This window comes from Chryseobacterium oranimense (assembly GCF_900129755.1).
GTDB classification, from domain to species: Bacteria; Bacteroidota; Bacteroidia; order Flavobacteriales; family Weeksellaceae; genus Chryseobacterium; species Chryseobacterium oranimense.
This window is the reverse complement of the sequence record NZ_FQWT01000001.1, coordinates 43,156-61,551: the sequence shown is the minus strand read 5'-3', so window position 1 is coordinate 61,551 and position 18,396 is coordinate 43,156. Positions and strand designations below refer to the sequence as shown.

The 18,396-nt window shown below is 36.0% G+C and carries 18 protein-coding genes; 17 read left to right on the top strand and 1 reads right to left on the bottom strand.

Features of this window, described 5'->3' with window-relative positions; all coding sequences use genetic code 11:
- Positions 1 to 30 precede the first annotated feature (30 nt).
- The 9 genes from BUB03_RS00310 (at position 31) to BUB03_RS00270 (ending at position 7,888) form a co-directional block, all read left to right on the top strand.
- Positions 31 to 978 (top strand): electron transfer flavoprotein subunit alpha/FixB family protein, encoded by a 948-nt coding sequence (locus BUB03_RS00310; protein WP_073059454.1) that lies wholly within the window; start codon positions 31 to 33, stop codon positions 976 to 978.
- A 186-nt stretch (positions 979 to 1,164) separates the two neighbouring features.
- The gene (locus BUB03_RS00305) at positions 1,165 to 1,764 is read left to right on the top strand and encodes a bifunctional nuclease family protein (RefSeq protein WP_073059452.1); all 600 of its coding nucleotides are present in this window, start codon (positions 1,165 to 1,167) and stop codon (positions 1,762 to 1,764) included.
- 19 nt (positions 1,765 to 1,783) lie between these two features.
- Positions 1,784 to 3,166, top strand: coding sequence for a nucleoside permease (locus BUB03_RS00300; RefSeq protein WP_040994861.1), 1,383 nt, complete (start codon positions 1,784 to 1,786; stop codon positions 3,164 to 3,166).
- Between the two features lie 114 nt (positions 3,167 to 3,280).
- The gene (locus BUB03_RS00295; protein ID WP_073059450.1) at positions 3,281 to 3,835 is read left to right on the top strand and encodes an RNA polymerase sigma factor; all 555 of its coding nucleotides are present in this window, start codon (positions 3,281 to 3,283) and stop codon (positions 3,833 to 3,835) included.
- The gene (locus tag BUB03_RS00290; protein WP_073059449.1) at positions 3,801 to 4,511 is read left to right on the top strand and encodes a hypothetical protein; all 711 of its coding nucleotides are present in this window, start codon (positions 3,801 to 3,803) and stop codon (positions 4,509 to 4,511) included. The genes BUB03_RS00295 and BUB03_RS00290 overlap by 35 nt, the downstream gene beginning before the upstream one ends.
- Before the next feature lie 77 nt (positions 4,512 to 4,588).
- Positions 4,589 to 5,686, top strand: coding sequence for an OmpH family outer membrane protein (locus BUB03_RS00285; RefSeq protein WP_073059447.1), 1,098 nt, complete (start codon positions 4,589 to 4,591; stop codon positions 5,684 to 5,686).
- A gap of 149 nt (positions 5,687 to 5,835) precedes the next feature.
- Positions 5,836 to 6,240, top strand: a complete 405-nt coding sequence (locus tag BUB03_RS00280; RefSeq protein ID WP_073059445.1) for a hypothetical protein — start codon at positions 5,836 to 5,838, stop codon at positions 6,238 to 6,240.
- Positions 6,237 to 6,650, top strand: a complete 414-nt coding sequence (locus tag BUB03_RS00275) for a hypothetical protein (RefSeq protein WP_073059444.1) — start codon at positions 6,237 to 6,239, stop codon at positions 6,648 to 6,650. The genes BUB03_RS00280 and BUB03_RS00275 overlap by 4 nt, the downstream gene beginning before the upstream one ends.
- A 59-nt stretch (positions 6,651 to 6,709) precedes the next feature.
- Complete coding sequence (locus BUB03_RS00270) at positions 6,710 to 7,888, top strand: acetyl-CoA C-acyltransferase (RefSeq protein WP_073059441.1); 1,179 nt, start codon at positions 6,710 to 6,712, stop codon at positions 7,886 to 7,888.
- A 165-nt stretch (positions 7,889 to 8,053) separates the two neighbouring features.
- On the opposite strand, the gene BUB03_RS00265 is transcribed toward BUB03_RS00270, so the two are convergent.
- On the bottom strand, positions 8,054 to 8,419 hold the full coding sequence (locus BUB03_RS00265) for a helix-turn-helix domain-containing protein (RefSeq protein WP_052352586.1): 366 nt from the start codon (positions 8,417 to 8,419) through the stop codon (positions 8,054 to 8,056).
- Between the two features lie 138 nt (positions 8,420 to 8,557).
- Between BUB03_RS00265 and BUB03_RS00260 the strand changes: the two genes are divergently transcribed.
- From BUB03_RS00260 to BUB03_RS00225, 8 genes are all read left to right on the top strand, one after another.
- Positions 8,558 to 9,886: a hypothetical protein gene (locus tag BUB03_RS00260; RefSeq protein ID WP_073059440.1), complete on the top strand. Its 1,329-nt coding sequence runs from the start codon at positions 8,558 to 8,560 to the stop codon at positions 9,884 to 9,886.
- 12 nt (positions 9,887 to 9,898) lie between these two features.
- A complete protein-coding gene (locus BUB03_RS00255; protein ID WP_073059438.1) occupies positions 9,899 to 10,474 on the top strand; it encodes a DUF6705 family protein in 576 nt (191 codons plus the stop codon).
- Positions 10,475 to 10,513: 39 nt separating this feature from the next.
- A complete protein-coding gene (locus BUB03_RS00250; RefSeq protein WP_073059436.1) occupies positions 10,514 to 11,683 on the top strand; it encodes a hypothetical protein in 1,170 nt (389 codons plus the stop codon).
- A gap of 233 nt (positions 11,684 to 11,916) precedes the next feature.
- Positions 11,917 to 13,404, top strand: a complete 1,488-nt coding sequence (locus tag BUB03_RS00245; protein ID WP_073059434.1) for an MFS transporter — start codon at positions 11,917 to 11,919, stop codon at positions 13,402 to 13,404.
- A 131-nt stretch (positions 13,405 to 13,535) separates the two neighbouring features.
- Positions 13,536 to 13,919 carry a DUF3060 domain-containing protein gene (locus BUB03_RS00240; RefSeq protein WP_083538844.1) on the top strand — a complete coding sequence of 128 codons (384 nt, stop codon included), beginning with the start codon at positions 13,536 to 13,538 and terminating at the stop codon, positions 13,917 to 13,919.
- 220 nt (positions 13,920 to 14,139) lie between these two features.
- Positions 14,140 to 16,305, top strand: coding sequence for a M12 family metallo-peptidase (locus BUB03_RS00235; RefSeq protein WP_073059433.1), 2,166 nt, complete (start codon positions 14,140 to 14,142; stop codon positions 16,303 to 16,305).
- Between the two features lie 188 nt (positions 16,306 to 16,493).
- Positions 16,494 to 17,420: a mevalonate kinase family protein gene (locus BUB03_RS00230; RefSeq protein WP_073059431.1), complete on the top strand. Its 927-nt coding sequence runs from the start codon at positions 16,494 to 16,496 to the stop codon at positions 17,418 to 17,420.
- Positions 17,421 to 17,430: 10 nt separating this feature from the next.
- Positions 17,431 to 18,360, top strand: coding sequence for a UbiA family prenyltransferase (locus BUB03_RS00225; RefSeq protein ID WP_073059430.1), 930 nt, complete (start codon positions 17,431 to 17,433; stop codon positions 18,358 to 18,360).
- Positions 18,361 to 18,396 lie beyond the last annotated feature (36 nt).

The following is an 18,396-nucleotide window of genomic DNA, read 5'->3' as shown; positions in this document are numbered from 1 at the left end:
TTAAATTTTTTAATCTTTAAATTTAAAAAAATGGCAGTATTCGTATACGCAGAAAATATAAACGGAGTTTACAAAAAAGCAGCTTTGGAGGCAGTTTCTTATGCTAAGGCAATTGCAGATCAGGCAGGAGACACCGTTACGGCGATCTCTGTAAACCCAACGGATTCTTCAGATGTATTGTACAAATATGGAGCATCAAACGTTATCAATATCAAAGATGAAGGTCTTAAAAACTTCTCGGCAAAAGCCTATGCACAGGCTGTAAGTGAAGTGGCGGACGGAAACACTATCGTTTTTCCTCACACGACAGATGCATCTTCTGTAGCTCCTATGCTTGCGGTAATGAAGAACTATTCTTTAATTACCAACGTTCTGGAAGCTCCTGAAAGCCTTTCTCCGTTCCAGGTGAAGAGAAAAGCATTCTCAGGAAAAGGATTCATGCATGCAAAAGCTGAAGGAAACGGTGTGATCATCACGGTTTCACAGAATGCTTTCGGAGTAAAAGAAAGTGCAGTTTCAGGTTCTGAAGAAGTTAAAAACTTATCAGTAGCAAACGAAGATACTAAAGTAATCTCTCATGAGCAGAGTTCAGGTAAATTAGACCTTAAAGAAGCTGAGATCGTTGTTTCTGCAGGAAGAGGGATGAAAGGTCCTGAAAACTGGGGAATGATCGAAAATCTGGCTAATGTTCTTGGGGCTGCTACAGCATGTTCCAAGCCGGTTTCCGATATCGGATGGAGACCTCATACAGAGCACGTAGGACAGACAGGTAAAGCAATTTCACCTAATCTTTATATTGCGGTAGGTATTTCAGGAGCTATTCAGCACTTAGCTGGGGTAAACTCTTCTAAAACAATCGTAGTAATCAATAATGACGCTGAAGCACCGTTCTTCAAGTCTGCTGATTATGGAGTAGTGGGAGATGCATTCCAGATCATTCCTGCATTAACGGAGAAAATTAAAGCAATTAAAGGATAAAAAGTCAATGGCGAATGATCAATTCGTTGCGCTTTTAATTTTGATATGATCAGAAGATTAAAGCGTAAATTGATTATTTACCATTCACAATTTTCACAATAAAAATAAAAGCTCGGGCTTTTCCGGGCTTTTATTTTTGCGTAAAAACTGAAATCACAATAAAAAAATTAATCTATATTTGTAGCTATGGATTATAAGCAGCTAATTATTCGCGGAATATCGTACAGCCAGACCCAATCGGGGGCTTACGCTTTGTTATTGGAGCATGAAGAAACACATATAAAATTACCTGTTGTTATAGGAAATTTCGAGGCTCAGTCTATTTCGCTGGGACTGGAAAAAGACATCCATCCGCCCCGTCCCCTTACTCACGATTTATTTACAAAATTTATAGTTTCTACCCATTATGAATTGGTTTCAGTAATTATTTACCAGATCGTAGACGGCGTATTTTTTTCTAATATTAATTTCAGAAATAAAGCTAATAATGAAGAACTGATCCTGGACGCAAGGACTTCTGATGCAGTAGCAATGGCCGTAAGGTTTGACGCGCCTATCTTTACCACTCAGCAGGTACTTAATGAAGCGGGAATTCTTCTTGAGCTGGAAGATGTTTCAAAAGAAGAACAGCCGTTCTCCGAAACTGTACAGTCTGAAGACAACTTAAAAGCCGTATCTATGGAAGAACTTCAAAAATTGCTTGAAGAAGCCGTAAAGGAAGAAGATTTTGATACCGCTTTGGAAATTCAGGAAGAAATTAAAAGAAGGAAGAAAAGAATTGATTAAGAGATACTTTATATAAACTATGAATTTAAAATTACGACTTACCATCCTCAGCTTCCTCCAGTTTTTTGTTTGGGGAGCCTGGCTGATTACGATGGCTAATTTTTGGTTCGGCACAAAACATTGGGACGGAGCACAGTTTGGAGCTGTTTTCGGAACAATGGGGATTGCTTCCATTTTTATGCCGACTATTACCGGAATTATTGCCGACCGCTGGGTAAATGCGGAAAGAATTTTTTCGGCTTTACAAATTTTGTATGGTTTGGTTCTTTTCTTTTTGCCTCATACGGAAACTCCTGACTCTTTTTACTATGTAATGCTTGTGGCAATGTGCTTTTATATGCCGACAATTGCCCTTGCAAACTCTATCTCTTATACTGTTTTAAAGAACAGTAATCTGGATGTTGTTAAAGATTTCCCCCCGATTCGCGTTTGGGGAACAATAGGTTTCATTGTGGCAATGTGGGTGACCAACCTTACTGGAAATAAAGCTACAGAAGGCCAGTTTTACATTGGAGGAGCGGCAGCTATTATTTTGGGAATATATGCATTAACCTTACCGAAATGCCCGCCTCAGAAATTAATAGATAAAAATACCCCTCTGTTCGAACAATTAGGACTGAATGCGTTCAAACTATTCGGGAACTATAAAATGGCGTTGTTCTTTGGGTTTTCAATGCTTTTGGGAGCGGCCCTTCAGCTGACCAATGCTTATGGAGATGTTTTCTTGAGTGAATTTTCTCATTTCCCCAAATATGCAGATTCATTTGTAGTTCAGAGATCTACGATTGTGATGTCTATTTCCCAGGTTTCTGAAACCTTATTTATTCTGGCAATTCCTTTCTTTTTAAAGCGATACGGAATTAAAAAAGTAATGCTGATTTCAATGTTTGCATGGGTATTGAGATTCGGGTTCTTTGCCTACGGAACTCCTGACGGATATGGAGTTTCATTGATCATTTTATCATGTATTGTTTATGGGATGGCTTTCGATTTTTTCAATATTTCGGGATCGCTTTTCGTGGAAACAACTACTGATAAAAAAATCCGTTCTTCTGCACAGGGATTATTCATGATGATGACCAATGGTTTCGGGGCTTATTTCGGAAGTAATATTGCAGGTTGGGCTATTGATAAGTTCTTTACGCACAAATTTACAAATGCGGCAGAATTATCATCTTATCTGGATACAACACCTGATAACCAGAGTTTTTTAGAGATTCTTAAAAATACATTCAATGCTGCAGTAAATGCAGACGGTACGTTATCATCTGCAGTAATGCTAAGAGACTGGCCAAATATCTGGCTGGCTTTTGCGACGTATGCTTTGGTTCTTGCTGTTCTTTTTGCATTTTTGTTTAAACACAAACATGATCCGAAAGATGTAGAGAATGTAAATCATTAATTTATTACGCTGATTATTAAAATATTACATTGCACTTTTGAAAAAAAGTGCAATTTTTTTTATTTTCAGGCAACCTTTTATAATAAATTTCGTCTTATAGATAGAAACTGATACATGGAGAACCTTGAAAAGAATTTTTTACTGGCAAAAAAGCAGGACCGGATGGCCCAGAAGGCTCTCTATGAAATGTTTTCGGCGAAAATGCTGGCCATATCAAATTCTTATACCAATAACCTTCATGATGCGGAAGATATTCTGGTAAGTGCATTTATGAAATGTTTTACCAAACTGGATGAATGCAGGGACTGGAAAAGCTTCCCGTTCTGGCTGAGAAAAATAGTGGTGAATGATTCTATAAGTTTCGTCAGGAAAAACAGAAACATCCTGTATGTGGATGTAGAAGTGGCGGATGACTATTCTGATGAAGATATGGACGAAAGCCTCGGAGAAATCAATCTTGAAGAGATATTTTCGCAGATGCCGGCAGGATACAGGCTGATCTTCAACCTGTATGTCTTTGAAGAAAAAAAGCATCAGGAAATTGCAGAGATCCTGAATATTTCAGAAGGTACCAGCAAAAGCCAGCTGAGCAAAGCAAAGAAATGGCTTACAGAATTTTTAAAAGCAAAAGAAAATGAAAAAAGAAATACTGAAACAATTAAAGTCTGATTACGAAAGGCTCGAAATAAAGCCTTCCGCAGATCTTTGGGACAGGATAGATCAGAATCCGGAGAAAACTCCGGAAACGGTATCGAAAATGTCTTTTCAGTGGTGGAAATATGCTGCTGCTGTGCTGGTATTGATTTCTGTGGGCTCCCTCATCTATTATAACAGATCCGGAAATGAATTTGATTATAAAAAAACAGACTATATCGTTAAACTGGTTCTGGAAGAAACAACCAATCCTGTAAAAGATAATCCCCAAAAACAGCCGGTCATTTTAAATGAAGAACCTATTCCGGAAGTTGTGAAAATTGTAAATGAAGATCATAAAATAAACTCGGAAGAAGTTTTAACTCCCTTAAAAGAAAAAAAAGTAACCACCCCTCAAAGTTCAGAATATAAAGAAGAACAGATCGTGGTTAATCAATCGGAAAATAAGACCTATCAGGTAAAAACGGAAAATGTTACTAATCCCATTCCTCCTTTAGTTGCAGAAGTGCAGAGGCCAAAATCCAGCTATATTGATGCTGACGAACTTCTTCAGGGTAGAGAATTTGATAAAAACCGTGCAAAAGCAGCTAAAGACGACCATAAATTTGGAGTGATCCGTTTTAATAAAGTGGTTCCAACGGTAGGTAACGTAACCGTTTTAGGAGTGACGGTTTACCTGGATTCCAAATAAATCTGAAAATTTATAAAACAAAATACTGTCCTTGAACAAGGTCAGAGCCAAAATATTGTCTAAAAATTAATAAAAATATGAGAACAAAGTTAGCCTTAATGACTGCCATAGTAGCTTTCACATGCAGTTTTGCACAGGAGACACCGGAAATGAATCCGAAAATAAAACGCTATTCACAAAAGATCGACAGCATTGTGGTATCTGAAAAATCAAAAATGAATGCAGAACTGGATGCCATAGATAAAAACTTCAGTGAAAAGAAAATCAGCATCGAGGAAAAGCTGAAGCAGCGGGAAGAAACTGCACAGAAATACCAGCAGATTATTAACGGGAAAGTAGATGCGCAGCAGCAGCAACTTGAGGCTGCAACCAAAGAAATGGTTAAAAATTCTGTTTTCATGGACAGGGATTCAATACGATCTAAGAATGAATTCAGTATTGGGCATGATGGTGTAAACTTAAAGTTTGGGCAGAATAAGAAAAGAAACGATCCGAAATATTTTCTAAGATCTGTTGATCTTTCTGTAAGTATAATGGGAAGCGGCCTTACATCGAAAGATGAACCATTCAGTTTTTATAACCGTGATTCGGACACCAGAAATACGATCATTAATTCGTCTCAGTTTGCTTTACGGTACGAAGATCAGATCGGAGGTTTCACAAGCCCTGTTTTCTACCGTTTAGGGTTGGGGATGAGATCAGACAGATATGTTCCTAAGTATGAAAAAGTTTTCAAACAGGATATTAACACTCTTTTTGTAGATGATTTTGACCGTGGTAATTTAAAGAAAACCAAGCTGAATGTTTATTATCTCTACATGCCTCTGGACCTCAGATTTGTTCTGAATCCAAAATATACAGAATATAAAGGGGTGAAATATCTGGATAACAGAAAACAGCAATTAAGCCTGATTCTGGGAGTCTATGGCGGACTGAGACTGGCAAGTACCAACTATATTAAATATTCGAACGAGAACTCCAGGAGAATTGTAGAAAGAGAAAGAATGATGCACGGAATGAACGACTTTGTTTTTGGAGGCAAATTCGGAATCAGCTATGCTGGTCTTAATCTGTTTGTTCAGAAAGATTTTACACCGGCATTCAATGACAGTGCCCTGCTGAAGAAAAAATATGGTCTTCAGATTGGTATTGAGATTGCTAACCTTGATTTTTAAATTGATAATAAATAATTGATTTATTTAAATTAAATGTAAAATTTGAAGTTTTTCTTTGTACCGGATGAATGCCTTTGGCAAGTTAAACCGTTTTTAAAACACACTGTTCAAAAGTGTGTTTTTTTTTGTATTTTGGCACTTTAGGAAATATGAAAAATATTCAGTTATTAGGATTGATTTTGGTAGTGATAGGCAGTTTTCTGCCTCTTGTTCATGTTCCTGTTATCGGAAACTGGAACTACTGGAAACTGGATCATTACCTGGCTATTGCATGCTGGATTTTTGCAGCATGTGCCGTTTTTGGTATTGTGAATTACAATGGGAAAGTAGTGAGGTTTTTCGGAATACTTATGATCCTGTTATTTACATTCACACTTGTGGCAGTTAAGATGCAGTCTCTGGAATATTTCAGCTTTGTTCCATTTAAATCCTGGAGAGAAGCCTTTGCAGGAACTGTAAAACTGAAATGGGGCTGGATTGCAGAGTTTTTAGGAGCTTTCCTTATGATTTTTGCTACAGGCAACAAGAAAGTAAATAAAAGAACACAGATATGAGACATTTAAAATTAGGATCAGCAGTTTTATTTGCACTGGTATTTTCTCAGGCTAAATCTCAGAAAACGGCTTTTGATAAACCCGACCAGCCGGCCAAATGTAAAAATATCAGGGACGGGAAATTTGTGAGGGTAAATTATCCGGAAGGAATCTGGCATATGACTATTAAGGATAATATCCAGACCGAATATTTCAACAATGGCAAAGATTATATAAAGTCAACACTTGTTTTTGTAGACGATTGTAATTATAAAGTTATTGTTCTGGAAAAAACCAATAATGATGACCGCATTCATACAGGAGATGTTTTCAGTAATAAGATTGTAGAAACTCAGGATAATTTACTGAAAGTACAGTCTAAAATTGCGAACGACCAGTATGAAGTTATCTATGTGAAAGTAAAGAAATAGTATAGTTATAGTGATGCCGTAAGGCACATTTCATTTAAAAAAAGTAAAATATAATACACATGAAAGAAGTATTCATCGTTTCCGCAGTAAGAACGCCTATAGGGAGTTTTATGGGAAGCCTTTCAACCGTTCCTGCTACGAAGCTGGGGTCAGCTGCTGTAAAAGGAGCATTAAATAAAATTGGTCTTGATCCTAAAAATGTTCAGGAAATCTATATGGGAAATGTGCTGCAGGCAGGAGAAGGCCAGGCGCCGGCCCGTCAGGTGGCTTTAGGGGCAGGATTGTCTGTTGAGACGCCTTCTACTACAGTAAATAAAGTATGTGCTTCAGGAATGAAAGCCGTAACGATGGCAGCTCAGGCTATTAAAGCTGGTGACGCTGAGGTGATTGTTGCCGGAGGTATGGAAAACATGTCTTTGGTTCCGCATTACTATAATGCAAGAGTAGCTACCAAACTAGGTGACATTAAACTTCAGGACGGAATGTTGCTGGATGGTCTTACAGACGTATACAACAAAGTACATATGGGAGTATGTGCAGAGAAATGTGCTGTAGATTACAGTATTTCGAGAGAAGATCAGGATAATTTTGCCATAGAATCTTATAAAAGATCTGCAAAAGCATGGAGCGAAGGAAAATTCACTGAAGAAGTGGTTCCTGTTGAAATTCCTCAGAGAAAAGGAGATCCTGTAATTTTTGCAGAAGATGAGGAATATAAAGCGGTAAATTTCGACAGAATTGCAACGCTTCCTACCGTATTCAAAAAAGAAGAGGGAACAGTAACAGCTGCCAATGCATCTACATTGAATGACGGTGCTTCCGCTCTGATCCTTGTTTCAAAAGAAAAAATGGAAGAACTGGGTCTTAAGCCTTTGGCAAGAATTGTTTCTTATGCTGATGCAGCTCAGGAGCCTGAAAACTTTACAACTGCCCCTTCAAAAGCACTTCCGATTGCTCTTAAAAAAGCAGGTCTGGAGCTTTCAGATATTGACTTCTTTGAATTTAACGAAGCATTTTCTGTAGTAGGTCTTGCCAACAACAAGATCTTAGGACTGGATGCCTCTAAAGTAAACGTAAACGGTGGAGCAGTAGCTATCGGACATCCGCTGGGAAGTTCAGGATCCAGAATCATTGTTACATTGATCAACGTATTGAAGCAGAATAATGCCAAATACGGGGCTGCAGCGATCTGTAACGGTGGTGGTGGAGCTTCTGCTATCGTGATTGAGAATATGTAATAAGCTATAAACTCAGAAGCTTAAGGTTTCAAATATATAAAACGAGGTTTTCAGAACCTCGTTTTTTGTTTTCCGGAAAAGCTTGATATACAATTGAGAAAAAGATTTTCCCTTTCCGGAAAGTCTGTAACAAAGGAATATCAGACTTTCCGGAAGAAGAGAATGTTATTTGCCGGCTTCAGCTTTACTTTTCCAGTAGTCTATCTGTTCCTTTAATTCTTTGATGCGTTCTTCGTACTGCTCGATAAGCTTTTCTGAAAGCATATTAAGTGTGCCAATATTAGTATCAACATTGATAACTCCTTCATTTCTTTCTACAGTATTAATATTTGTTTTTCCCTCGTCTAGTATTTCATTGATGTCTACATCTAATTCCTGCGCTATCTTGTGGAGAAGAATAGAATTTGGAATGCTTTTATCAGACTCAATACTCGAAATTGTAGTTTGAGCAACATCTAAACGAAAGGCAAGATCTTCTTGTGACATTCCTTTAACCTCTCTATATTTTCTCACTTTGCTTCCGATACTCATTTTAGCATTATTTTGATCAAAAATAGCAATATTTTGTTAATATCCAATCTGCATAAAAATTAGTTTTGTAAAAATATAATCACTATTGTGTGATTAGAAATTTTTTATATATTTAACAACTAAAAAACAACAAAAAGTATGAGAAAAAATTTTATTCTCCGGCTGTCATTTATGATAGCCTGCTCTCTTTCTTTACATTCCTGCCATACCGAAGATTTTCAGGATGAAATTTCCCGGCAAAGTACAGAAAAAGGTAAACTAAAAGCCTTTGAAGATTTTGAAAAAAGGATCCACACTTCTTTATCTGCCAGAGAAGGGGCAGAGGATAGCTATGCTTATCCTTTTGCTGAAACCCTGTACCAGGTTTTTGAAAAGAACCCTGAATATAAAAAAAGCTTTCAGGAAGTTTTTGGTGAAGTAGATTTTGGGATAGCTTCCCAAACGTTTGGAGAGGCTGAAAAACTGGTTTACTTTCCGATATTAAAAAATGGGAAACTAAACTATATTCTCTCGTGTGCCATTAATGAAAAAAGGACGGATGCCTATTACAAAATTCTTGAAGCAGGAGAAGTGAAAGAATATGAAAATGTTATCAATACATTTGCCAATTACTACAGCACTATCTCCAACCCGACAGCCAGGAATGAGCCGACATATTATGTAGACGAAATAGTTCTTACGTGGAATGATCCAATACCCTGGTGGTGGTATATGACCTATGGGGGAGCCAACACTCCTGTTACTTTTCCCGGTCCTTCAGGAGGAAGTGTAAGTGTTCCTAATCCTCAGACGCATCCTATTGGGGGAATTAATAATGGAAATGACCCTTGTGGGAAAACAAAGAATCTAATGCAAAAACAGGAAATAAAAGATGTAGTTAATGACCTCAAAAATCATCTTAATAGTGGGACAGGAGGAGAAAAGGGATGGAGATTGAATAAATCAGGCCCTCCAACACCAACTACTGAAAATAGTGCTCACAGTGTAAATTTTGGAGACCCTTCTACAATGAATGGAGGATATCATAATCATACTGGAACAAAGGTTGATATGTTTTCTGCAAATGATATTGATACTCTTTTAGAAATAGTTAGATACCAAGATATAGGTTACACTGAGAATGGATTCTTAGGCATGGTTGCCCCTAATGGAATACATTATGTAATGTATTTTAATGGTAATCATACCGATTTACCACCTTCTGGTACATTTAGTGAAACAGACCTTGAAATATTAAAAATTAAGCAATATAGAAATCAAGGAAGGCTTTTGTCTGATACTTCTGGAATTTATTGTAATGCTCAGACAGGAAAATTGAATTCAACAGGATTAGAGAAAATTTTTATGGATAGTTTAAAAGCAATGGGGCTAAGCAATAAGGTTATATTGCAAAGAATAGATAATGATGGAATTAAAACAATAAAGCAAAATAATGATGGAACAATAGATGCAGTTCCATGTGTATAAAATAAAAATATTATGAAAAATCTATATATAACAGTTTTATTATTATTTTTAATAACAAACTTTTCTTCTTGTAAAGCACAGCAAGTATATCCTTTAAATACTTATCCTGATGATGTTCAACCAGGTTCATATTTGAAAGATCTTAGTAATGAATTAGACCCCTATATTGGTACATGGAAATCTACCGTTAATGGGCGAAATATTATTGTGACTATTACGAAACATGAACATTACCTTTTTAAGCGTGATCTGACTACGACTTTTTATCAGGATGCATTACTTATAAAATATATTATTACAGATTTATCTGGTGCAGTTTTACAAAGTAATACTAATGCTCAGAGTGAAGCTGATCGAAATTTCATCACAAGTGTATCTGTAAAAGATAATATTGTATCTCTTTATTATAATGGGACGAATTGTGGTGTTGGTTGGGGTGAAATTTTATTAAAAAGGATCAATACATCAACTATTTCGTGGTCTTATTATCCTAATGATAGTGTCTTAACAACAAAAAATTGTCCCGGAAATCAGAATACGACAATTTACCTTCCGGAAACAGAGAATCTTATTTTTACTAAACAGTAATGTAAAGCCTCTTCAGAGGCTTTTTTCAAAAGATGAAATATGAATAAATATTTTTTATATAAAAGATTAAAGCAGTTATTATTTTCCATATTTTTTTTATCTGCTTCATTTAATTCCCAGGTTATTAAAGATTCAGTATTAGGCAGCCCTAAATTTGTGAAAGAATATGTAATTTTTCTAAATGATTCCGGTCCATATACTTTTATGAAGGGAGACAATGAGTATGGGCATGCAACCATTATGCAGCCGGAAAATTTGCGAAGAAGTATGAGGGGGACATGGTTTGGGACAGATTTCTGTCGATATATAAACAATGAAACATACTATGATAAAAATAGAAATATAACAAAAGAAACATGGTACTACAAATCAGGAAAAATTGTAGATGATTATGATTATACATATGATAATTTGAACAGGTTAGTTACAGAAAAATCCAAAAATGATTATTCCCAACAAACTTCCCATTATTTTTATAATAAAAATGAAAAGATTGCAAAATTTAGAGAGAATTATTCTAAATGGAAAGATGAACCGATGGAAAAATATGTTAGTAATGAGGAAAGCCTTAAACCTTTATTTGTTACGAAGTTTGATACTATAACAAAGACAGACAGTATTTTTATAGTAACAAATGATATTTGGAAAAAAAATGATAACGGTTCTTTTAGTAGCATTAAAGACTCTATTTATCATCAAAAATTGAGCTGTGTAAAGATTTATGATAATGGATATAAAGTAATTGAATCAAAGTTTTTCGACCATAAACTTGATTATGAAAACAAAAAAATATTTTTAAGCGGGCATATGACATATGAGTATGATGATTCTGGAAATTTAATAAAGAAAACTGATATTAAAGATGGAAAGTATCATTATTATACCATATTGGGAAATGGAAAAATAATCAAAGAAGAAAAAGATGGCAATTATGGAAAAACCATGTACACTACTTATACTTATACCAAAGACAAAAAATTAGAAAGAGAAACAATCTATTACAATGATAAACTTTGGTATGATAACAGGTTTGAGTATAAAGATAATTATATAACCAAATTATATTATTTGGATGGGAATAATCCAAAAAATGCAGCAGTAGTTGTTTTTAAATATAAGTTCGATAAACATAAAAACTGGATAGAAATAATTAAAAATGTTAATGGGAAAGACTTATATAAATGGGTCAGAGAAATCCAATATTATTAAGGACATATAAAAACAACTCGCTGTAAATGTAAAGTGTTTTCTTTATGAACCAGTTGATATAGTTTTTACAAAACAATAGTAATATAAACCGCTGAGAGGCGGTTTTTATGATTAAAGAAGCATCTAATATTTTGTTTAATAATATTTTACCATTAAGGAATCGATAATTTTTCTAAAATCTTATCAATTTCTTAATGGTTTTTCTATTTTTGTGCTACTAATATTTATTTGAAATGTCTGAAATTGAGAATCAACCTCAAAACATAAAGAATAATCCAAGGATTATGAAAGCCTGGGCTGTATACGACTGGGCGAATTCCGTTTATTCACTGGTTATTACCTCTACTATTTTTCCTATTTACTATTCCATACTTACTACTGCCTACGAGAAGAAGGAGTACGTGGAAGAAACAAAATCATGGATCGATGTTCCGGTAAGGCATATGATCAAGATATTCGGAAACGAATACCAGCCTGATGCGGTGTATGGGTATTCCCTTACCATATCATTTTTTATTGTGGTGTTGCTTTCTCCGTTCCTGTCTTCATTAGCGGATACTATTGGAAATAAGAAGTCATTTTTGCAGTTTTTCTGTTATCTTGGGGCAACTTCATGTATGGGGCTAGCTATGTTTACAGGAATGCATAACGTGTTTTTAGGCCTTCTGTTCAGTATTACGGCAAGTGTTGGGTTCTGGGGAAGTCTCGTGTTTTATAATTCTTTCCTGCCGGATATTGCAACCCGTGACAAGCAGGATGCATTGTCTGCAAAAGGATATGTGTACGGGTATATTGGTTCTGTGGTTTTGGTGGTGATCTGTCTGGTACTGATCCAGGTTTTCGCAAAAGGAGCCGCACAGCAGCTTTTATTCACGAGAATAAGCTTCCTGCTGACCGGTGCATGGTGGTTTGGATTCTCGCAGTATACATTCAAGCATCTTCCACAGTTTGGGGATGTTAAAGAAAAGCTTCCTAAAGACCTTGTTCTTTTAAACTATAAGAATATTTTCAAAAAGCATGAAGAACAGGGAGGCTTCTTTGAGGTTTTTAAAGATAATCTGAGTTTTTATAAAGACATTGCCAAAGAAAGTTTCCACGAGCTGTTTAAAGTGGGTGGCGTATTGTTTAAAGATAAAAATCTGAAATTTTTCCTTTCCAGCTTCTTTTTCTACAGTGTCGGGATGCAGACTATTTTCCTGATGGCAACCCTGTTTGGGAAAAGCGAAATCAATCTGGCTCAGGATAAGCTGATAGGAACTCTTTTGGTTATTCAGATTGAGGCGATCATTGGAGCGGTAATATTCTCCAGGTTATCAAAAAGAATAGGGAACAAAAATGTGATTTCCATTGCTATTATTTTATGGATTGTTGCATGTCTTTGGGCTTATTTCCTGAATAAAGAAAATCCTACGGTAGAATATCAGTTCTACGGGGTAGCAGCGGTAGTTGGTCTTGTGATGGGAGGTCTTCAGGCGATGTCCAGATCTACTTATTCAAAACTTCTTCCGGAAGATTCTATGGAAAACACGACTTACTTCAGCTTTTATGACGTGCTGGAAAAGATAGCAATTATTATCGGTACATTTATCTTTGCTACTTTAATTGAGCATTTTAATAATATGCGTATTGCGGCACTTTCCATGACGTTATTCTTTGCTGCAGGGCTTATTCTTATCCGGTTTTTAAAAGTAAACATGCTGAAAAACAGGGATACACTCTAAAAAGCATGAACAAAATAATAAAAAAGATGTCTTATAATCAGGACATCTTTTTTTGTAATCAGATGTTAATATATTGACCTGCTGATTGGCATTTTAATTGCAGCTGTTCAGGATCAAATAATATAAATATTATGAAAAAAACACTCATCTTATCTGTTCTTTTTATAGGAATAGGCCTTGCAAATGCTCAAAAAACTGCCAAAGTCGATTCTCAGCACGGAACAGCTAAACAAACGGATAAACACCTTGAAATTGATGGTATTGGGCACAACAATTCTTATACTTTAAATGGTGGAAACGCAGAAGTTTCGGGTGGAAATAATGTAATTACCATTAATGGTAATGTGGATAAGCTTGAGGTATCCGGCACCGACAATACAGTTTATGTAGACAAAGTAACACGTATTATTCTGGAAGGAGGCAATAATAAGGTGTTTTATAAATCTTCATCCACAAAAACAGGGAAACCTAATGTTGCGATAACAGGAGTAGGCAATAGTGTGAAGAAAAAATAATAATTATGTAGTATAAAATATTAAAGGGCTGAATATGAAAATATTCAGTTTTTTTATGATATATGACTCTTGAAAAAAGAAATTCTATTGTCTCAAATTAAGATATTTTCAGTTTGCAATATATTTATTATGATTTGTTGAAAAAGTATAATAAAATGATAATTATTTTTCACTTAATATTGATTTTTTTTATTTTATTTGCATATCTAATTAAGTGAAAATGATTAAAAAACTATTATTCCTATGCCTTGTGCAGTGCTTTGTGCTTGGTTTTTCGCAAAAGCTGAGACCTGTTGCACAAAAAATTTCTGAATTTCATACCGAGAAAAAAACTTTCCAAAAGTATACTTTGTTTGAAGTGAACAAAGCTTCTGATAAATTCTCAGAATATAAAAGAACCGCTACCGATATTACGGTACTGAGCTTAAAATCTTCTGAACTGAAAAAGCTGGTTAATGAAAAGCCTGAATATCTTGAAATAAGTTTTCCTTTTGATGGAAACAGGCATATTACTGTTGAACTTTATAAAAACCAGATCTTTACCAATGAGTTTAAGGTGGTTACCAATAAGGGAGAAGTTGTAAACTATACTCCGGGTGCCTATTATATCGGAATTGTGAAAGGGGATAATACTTCTATTGCAGCTTTCAGCTTTTTCAATGATGATATTGTGGGAGTGGCATCAACTTCGGAACTTGGTAATGTCGTATTAGGAAAGGCAAAAAATGCTGAAGATTTTGTGAGTTATTCGGAATCCAAACTTACCGGTGCCAATCCTTTCGTCTGCGGAGTGGATGAGCTGAAGGAAAATCAGACCCAAAAAGCCTCGTTCGATCCGTCTGTAACTAATAAGGCTATGACAGAAAATTGTGTAAGGATTTACTATGAGGTATGTTACAAACCTTATCAGAATAATAATTCAGACATCACGACTACTACGAACTGGCTTACAGCGGTTCATAATAATATTGCCACTCTTTACAGTAATGACGACATTAAAGTGGCTCTAAATGAAATCTATATCTGGACAACGCCGGATCCTTATACCGGAAATCCGAATACAAACCTTGGGAATTTCAGGAATAACAGACAGACTTTTAATGGCGATTTAGCCCATCTTATCAATGCGCCTGCCACTACAAGCGTTGCTTACGTGAATTCTTTATGCGGAACTTACAGACATGCTTATTCAGGGATTTCGCAGACTTATTCCAATGTACCGGTCTATTCATGGACTATCCAGGCAATGACTCACGAAATGGGGCATAGCTTAGGTTCTCCTCATACCCATGCCTGTGCCTGGAACGGAAACAACACTGCCATTGATGGGTGTGGAGCTCAGGCTGGCTACAGTGAAGGCTGTACAGGACCGATTCCTTCCACGACTGTGAAGGGAACAATTATGAGTTATTGCCACCTGATTTCCGGAGTAGGAATCAGTTTCAATAATGGCTTTGGGCCTCAGCCTGCTGCCCTGATCAGGAATACGGTTGATTCGAAGGCATGTTTGGGCACAAATTGTACTACCGCATGTACTGCAACGGTTACAGGGATGAATGTTTCGGATATTACCCAGGTTTCAGCAAATGCTGCCTTTACTGATGGTGTTTCTACATCATGGAAATACAAGCTTACCAAAATGGATGAAACTTCTGTAACATCGGGTACAACAAGTTCACAAAGCCTTAGCTTCAGCGGCCTTCAGCCTGCAACGTATTATAAGTTATCAGTAGGAACAACCTGTTCTGGCTCCAATGCTTTCCAAAAGACACAGGTATTCCTTACGGATGCTTCCTGGTGCGACGGTGCTTTATTTACAGATACAGGCGGCCAGACCGAAGGTTACAGAAATGATGAAACGATCATTAAAACATTTTACCCTTCTTCAGGAGCTCTTACTATGACATTTACAGAGTTTGCGTTGGAGCAGGATTATGATTTTATGTACGTGTATAATGGCCCTTCTACAGCATCTCCTTTGTTTGCCAATGGAAATAGCCTGACAGGAAATACAGTGCCTGGTCCTTTTACCTCTACACATTCATCAGGAGCTATTACGGTAAAATTTGTATCGGATCCGGGAGTTACAGATAATGGCTGGAAAGCGAATTTCTCATGTAATGTTCTTGGGGTGAACGAGTTAACTAAAAATGATAATCTCATCAATATTTATCCGAATCCTGCTAAAAACATGATCGTTATCTCATCTAAAGATGCTTTAAAATCTTATAAAATTTATGATGAAGCAGGGCGACTTGTACTATCTGATTCTTCATTAAAAGGAAATAAGCAGGAGATTAATATTTCTTCCATCCAGACAGGAAATTATGTTGTAACGGTAGAGACAGAGAAACAAACGGTGAATAAAAAATTGATCAAGCAGTAGTTGTGTTTTATACCATTCATATAATAAAAGCCTGAGATTTCAGGCTTTTTTTGTTCATTGAAACGATTTCTATTTTCTGTTAACTTAAAGAAAAAACCATTTATATGCAAATAAATTGGAATTCGGCTTGAGTTTTGCTTATATTCAGCGGAATAATTTTTAACTTTGCAAAAAGATTTATTGTCAAAATGACGAACCCTCTATTTTATGCAAAAATAATTCTCTTTGGAGAATATGGGATGATTGAAGACTCCCAGGGGCTTGTAGTACCTTACAGCTTCTATAAGGGAACCCTGAAATTCTCAGATTTGAGCTCTGAATTTGAACTTAAATCAAACAAACACCTGCAGAAATACTCTGATTTTCTTGCAATGCTTGATCTTTCTGATGATTTCAAACTAGATATCGCAAGCTTTAAAAATGATATTGCATCCGGACTTTTCTTTGATTCCAATATTCCTCAGGGGTATGGAGTGGGAAGCTCCGGAGCTTTGGTAGCTGCTATTTTTGAAAGATATGCACTCAATAAACTTGAACCTGAACAAATTTCGAAAGACAACCTGAAAAAGTTGAAGGCTGTTTTCGGTGAAATGGAAAGCTATTTCCATGGTAAAAGTTCGGGAATGGATCCTTTGATCTGTTATATGAACCTGCCGATCCTTATCGAAAATAAAGAAAACCTGGACAGGGTTTCTATTCCTGAAGGTGAAGAAGGTAAAGGAGCCATATTTCTTATCGATAGCGGAATTACAGGCGAAACAGGGCCAATGATCCAGATTTTCTTTGAAAAAATGAAAACAGAAGGTTTCCGCAAAACGTTAAAAGAAGAATTCATCCGTTATAACAATGCATGCATTGATTCTTTCCTTAAAAAAGACATGAATCCTTTCTTCAGAAACCTGAAAAAGCTTTCTTACTGGGCATATGAACATTTTCGTCCTATGATCCCGGAAAGTATTTTCAATATCTGGAAAAAAGGACTGGACTCTAATGCTTATTATCTGAAACTTTGCGGAAGCGGAGGCGGAGGATATATTTTGGGCTTTACCAAAGACTATGCGAAAGCAGAAAAAATGCTTGAAGGCTTCCAAAAAGAAGTGATTTACAGATTTTAAACCGAGTGGAATGAATTCTGAAAAAGAAACTTTCCAATCTAAAAACGATGTCTCTAAATCTATTTTTTACAGATTCTCACAGTTCGTGGGTTTTCTTATCGGTGCCCGCTTTTTTGTAGCTGCATTGCTTACATTTGCCTTGTATGTTTCTACGTTTTTCCTCTTCAATCAGGATGAGACTTTTAGAAAATTTGTCTTCGATTTTAAAGTTCACGGCATTATTTTCTGTACCGTTATCTCTATTCTGGCCGGCGGAATTATTAACCAGTTTTACGATCTGGAAAAAGATCATGTGGCTAAGCCGTTCAGAACCAGGATCCAAAGCTTTATCAAGCAGAAATACTTTTTGTATGCCTATCTTGCCCTTACCGCAGTTTCTCTTGGCGTTGCATGGATGATCTCTCACAAAGTCTTTGCCTTTTTCCTTGTATATCAGTTTTTTATGTGGTTTTACAGCCATAAATTAAGCAGATTGCTGATTATCAATAACCTTACTTTTGTAAGTCTTACTTTATATCCTTTCTTCGGAATGATGGTCTATTATGAAACCTTTTCCAAGAAAGTGCTGCTGATGGCCATTTTTCTTTTTTTGATTCTTTTATGCATTGATATTGTAAAAGATATGCTGACGAAAAGTGTGGATAAGGCTTTCGGCTATACAACGATTCCTAACTATTTTAAGAATAAAAATACCCAGATCATTATCATTTCCCTGCTGGTTACAACCATAGCTGTTTCAATGAAACTTATTTCTAAAACAGGGATTTCAGGCTTTATGGCTTATTATTTTACGGCAGGAATGTTTGTCATGATTTTTTGTATTTACCTGTTGATTAATTCTACCCGGAGGAGTAAATTCTTCACACTCAATATATTAAGATTTTGGGTTTTTGTAGGAATTATTGCCATGCTGCTGAATGGAATTGAAAGTAAATTCTAGAAAATTTTCTTTAAATAAACAGAGGTTATTATTACC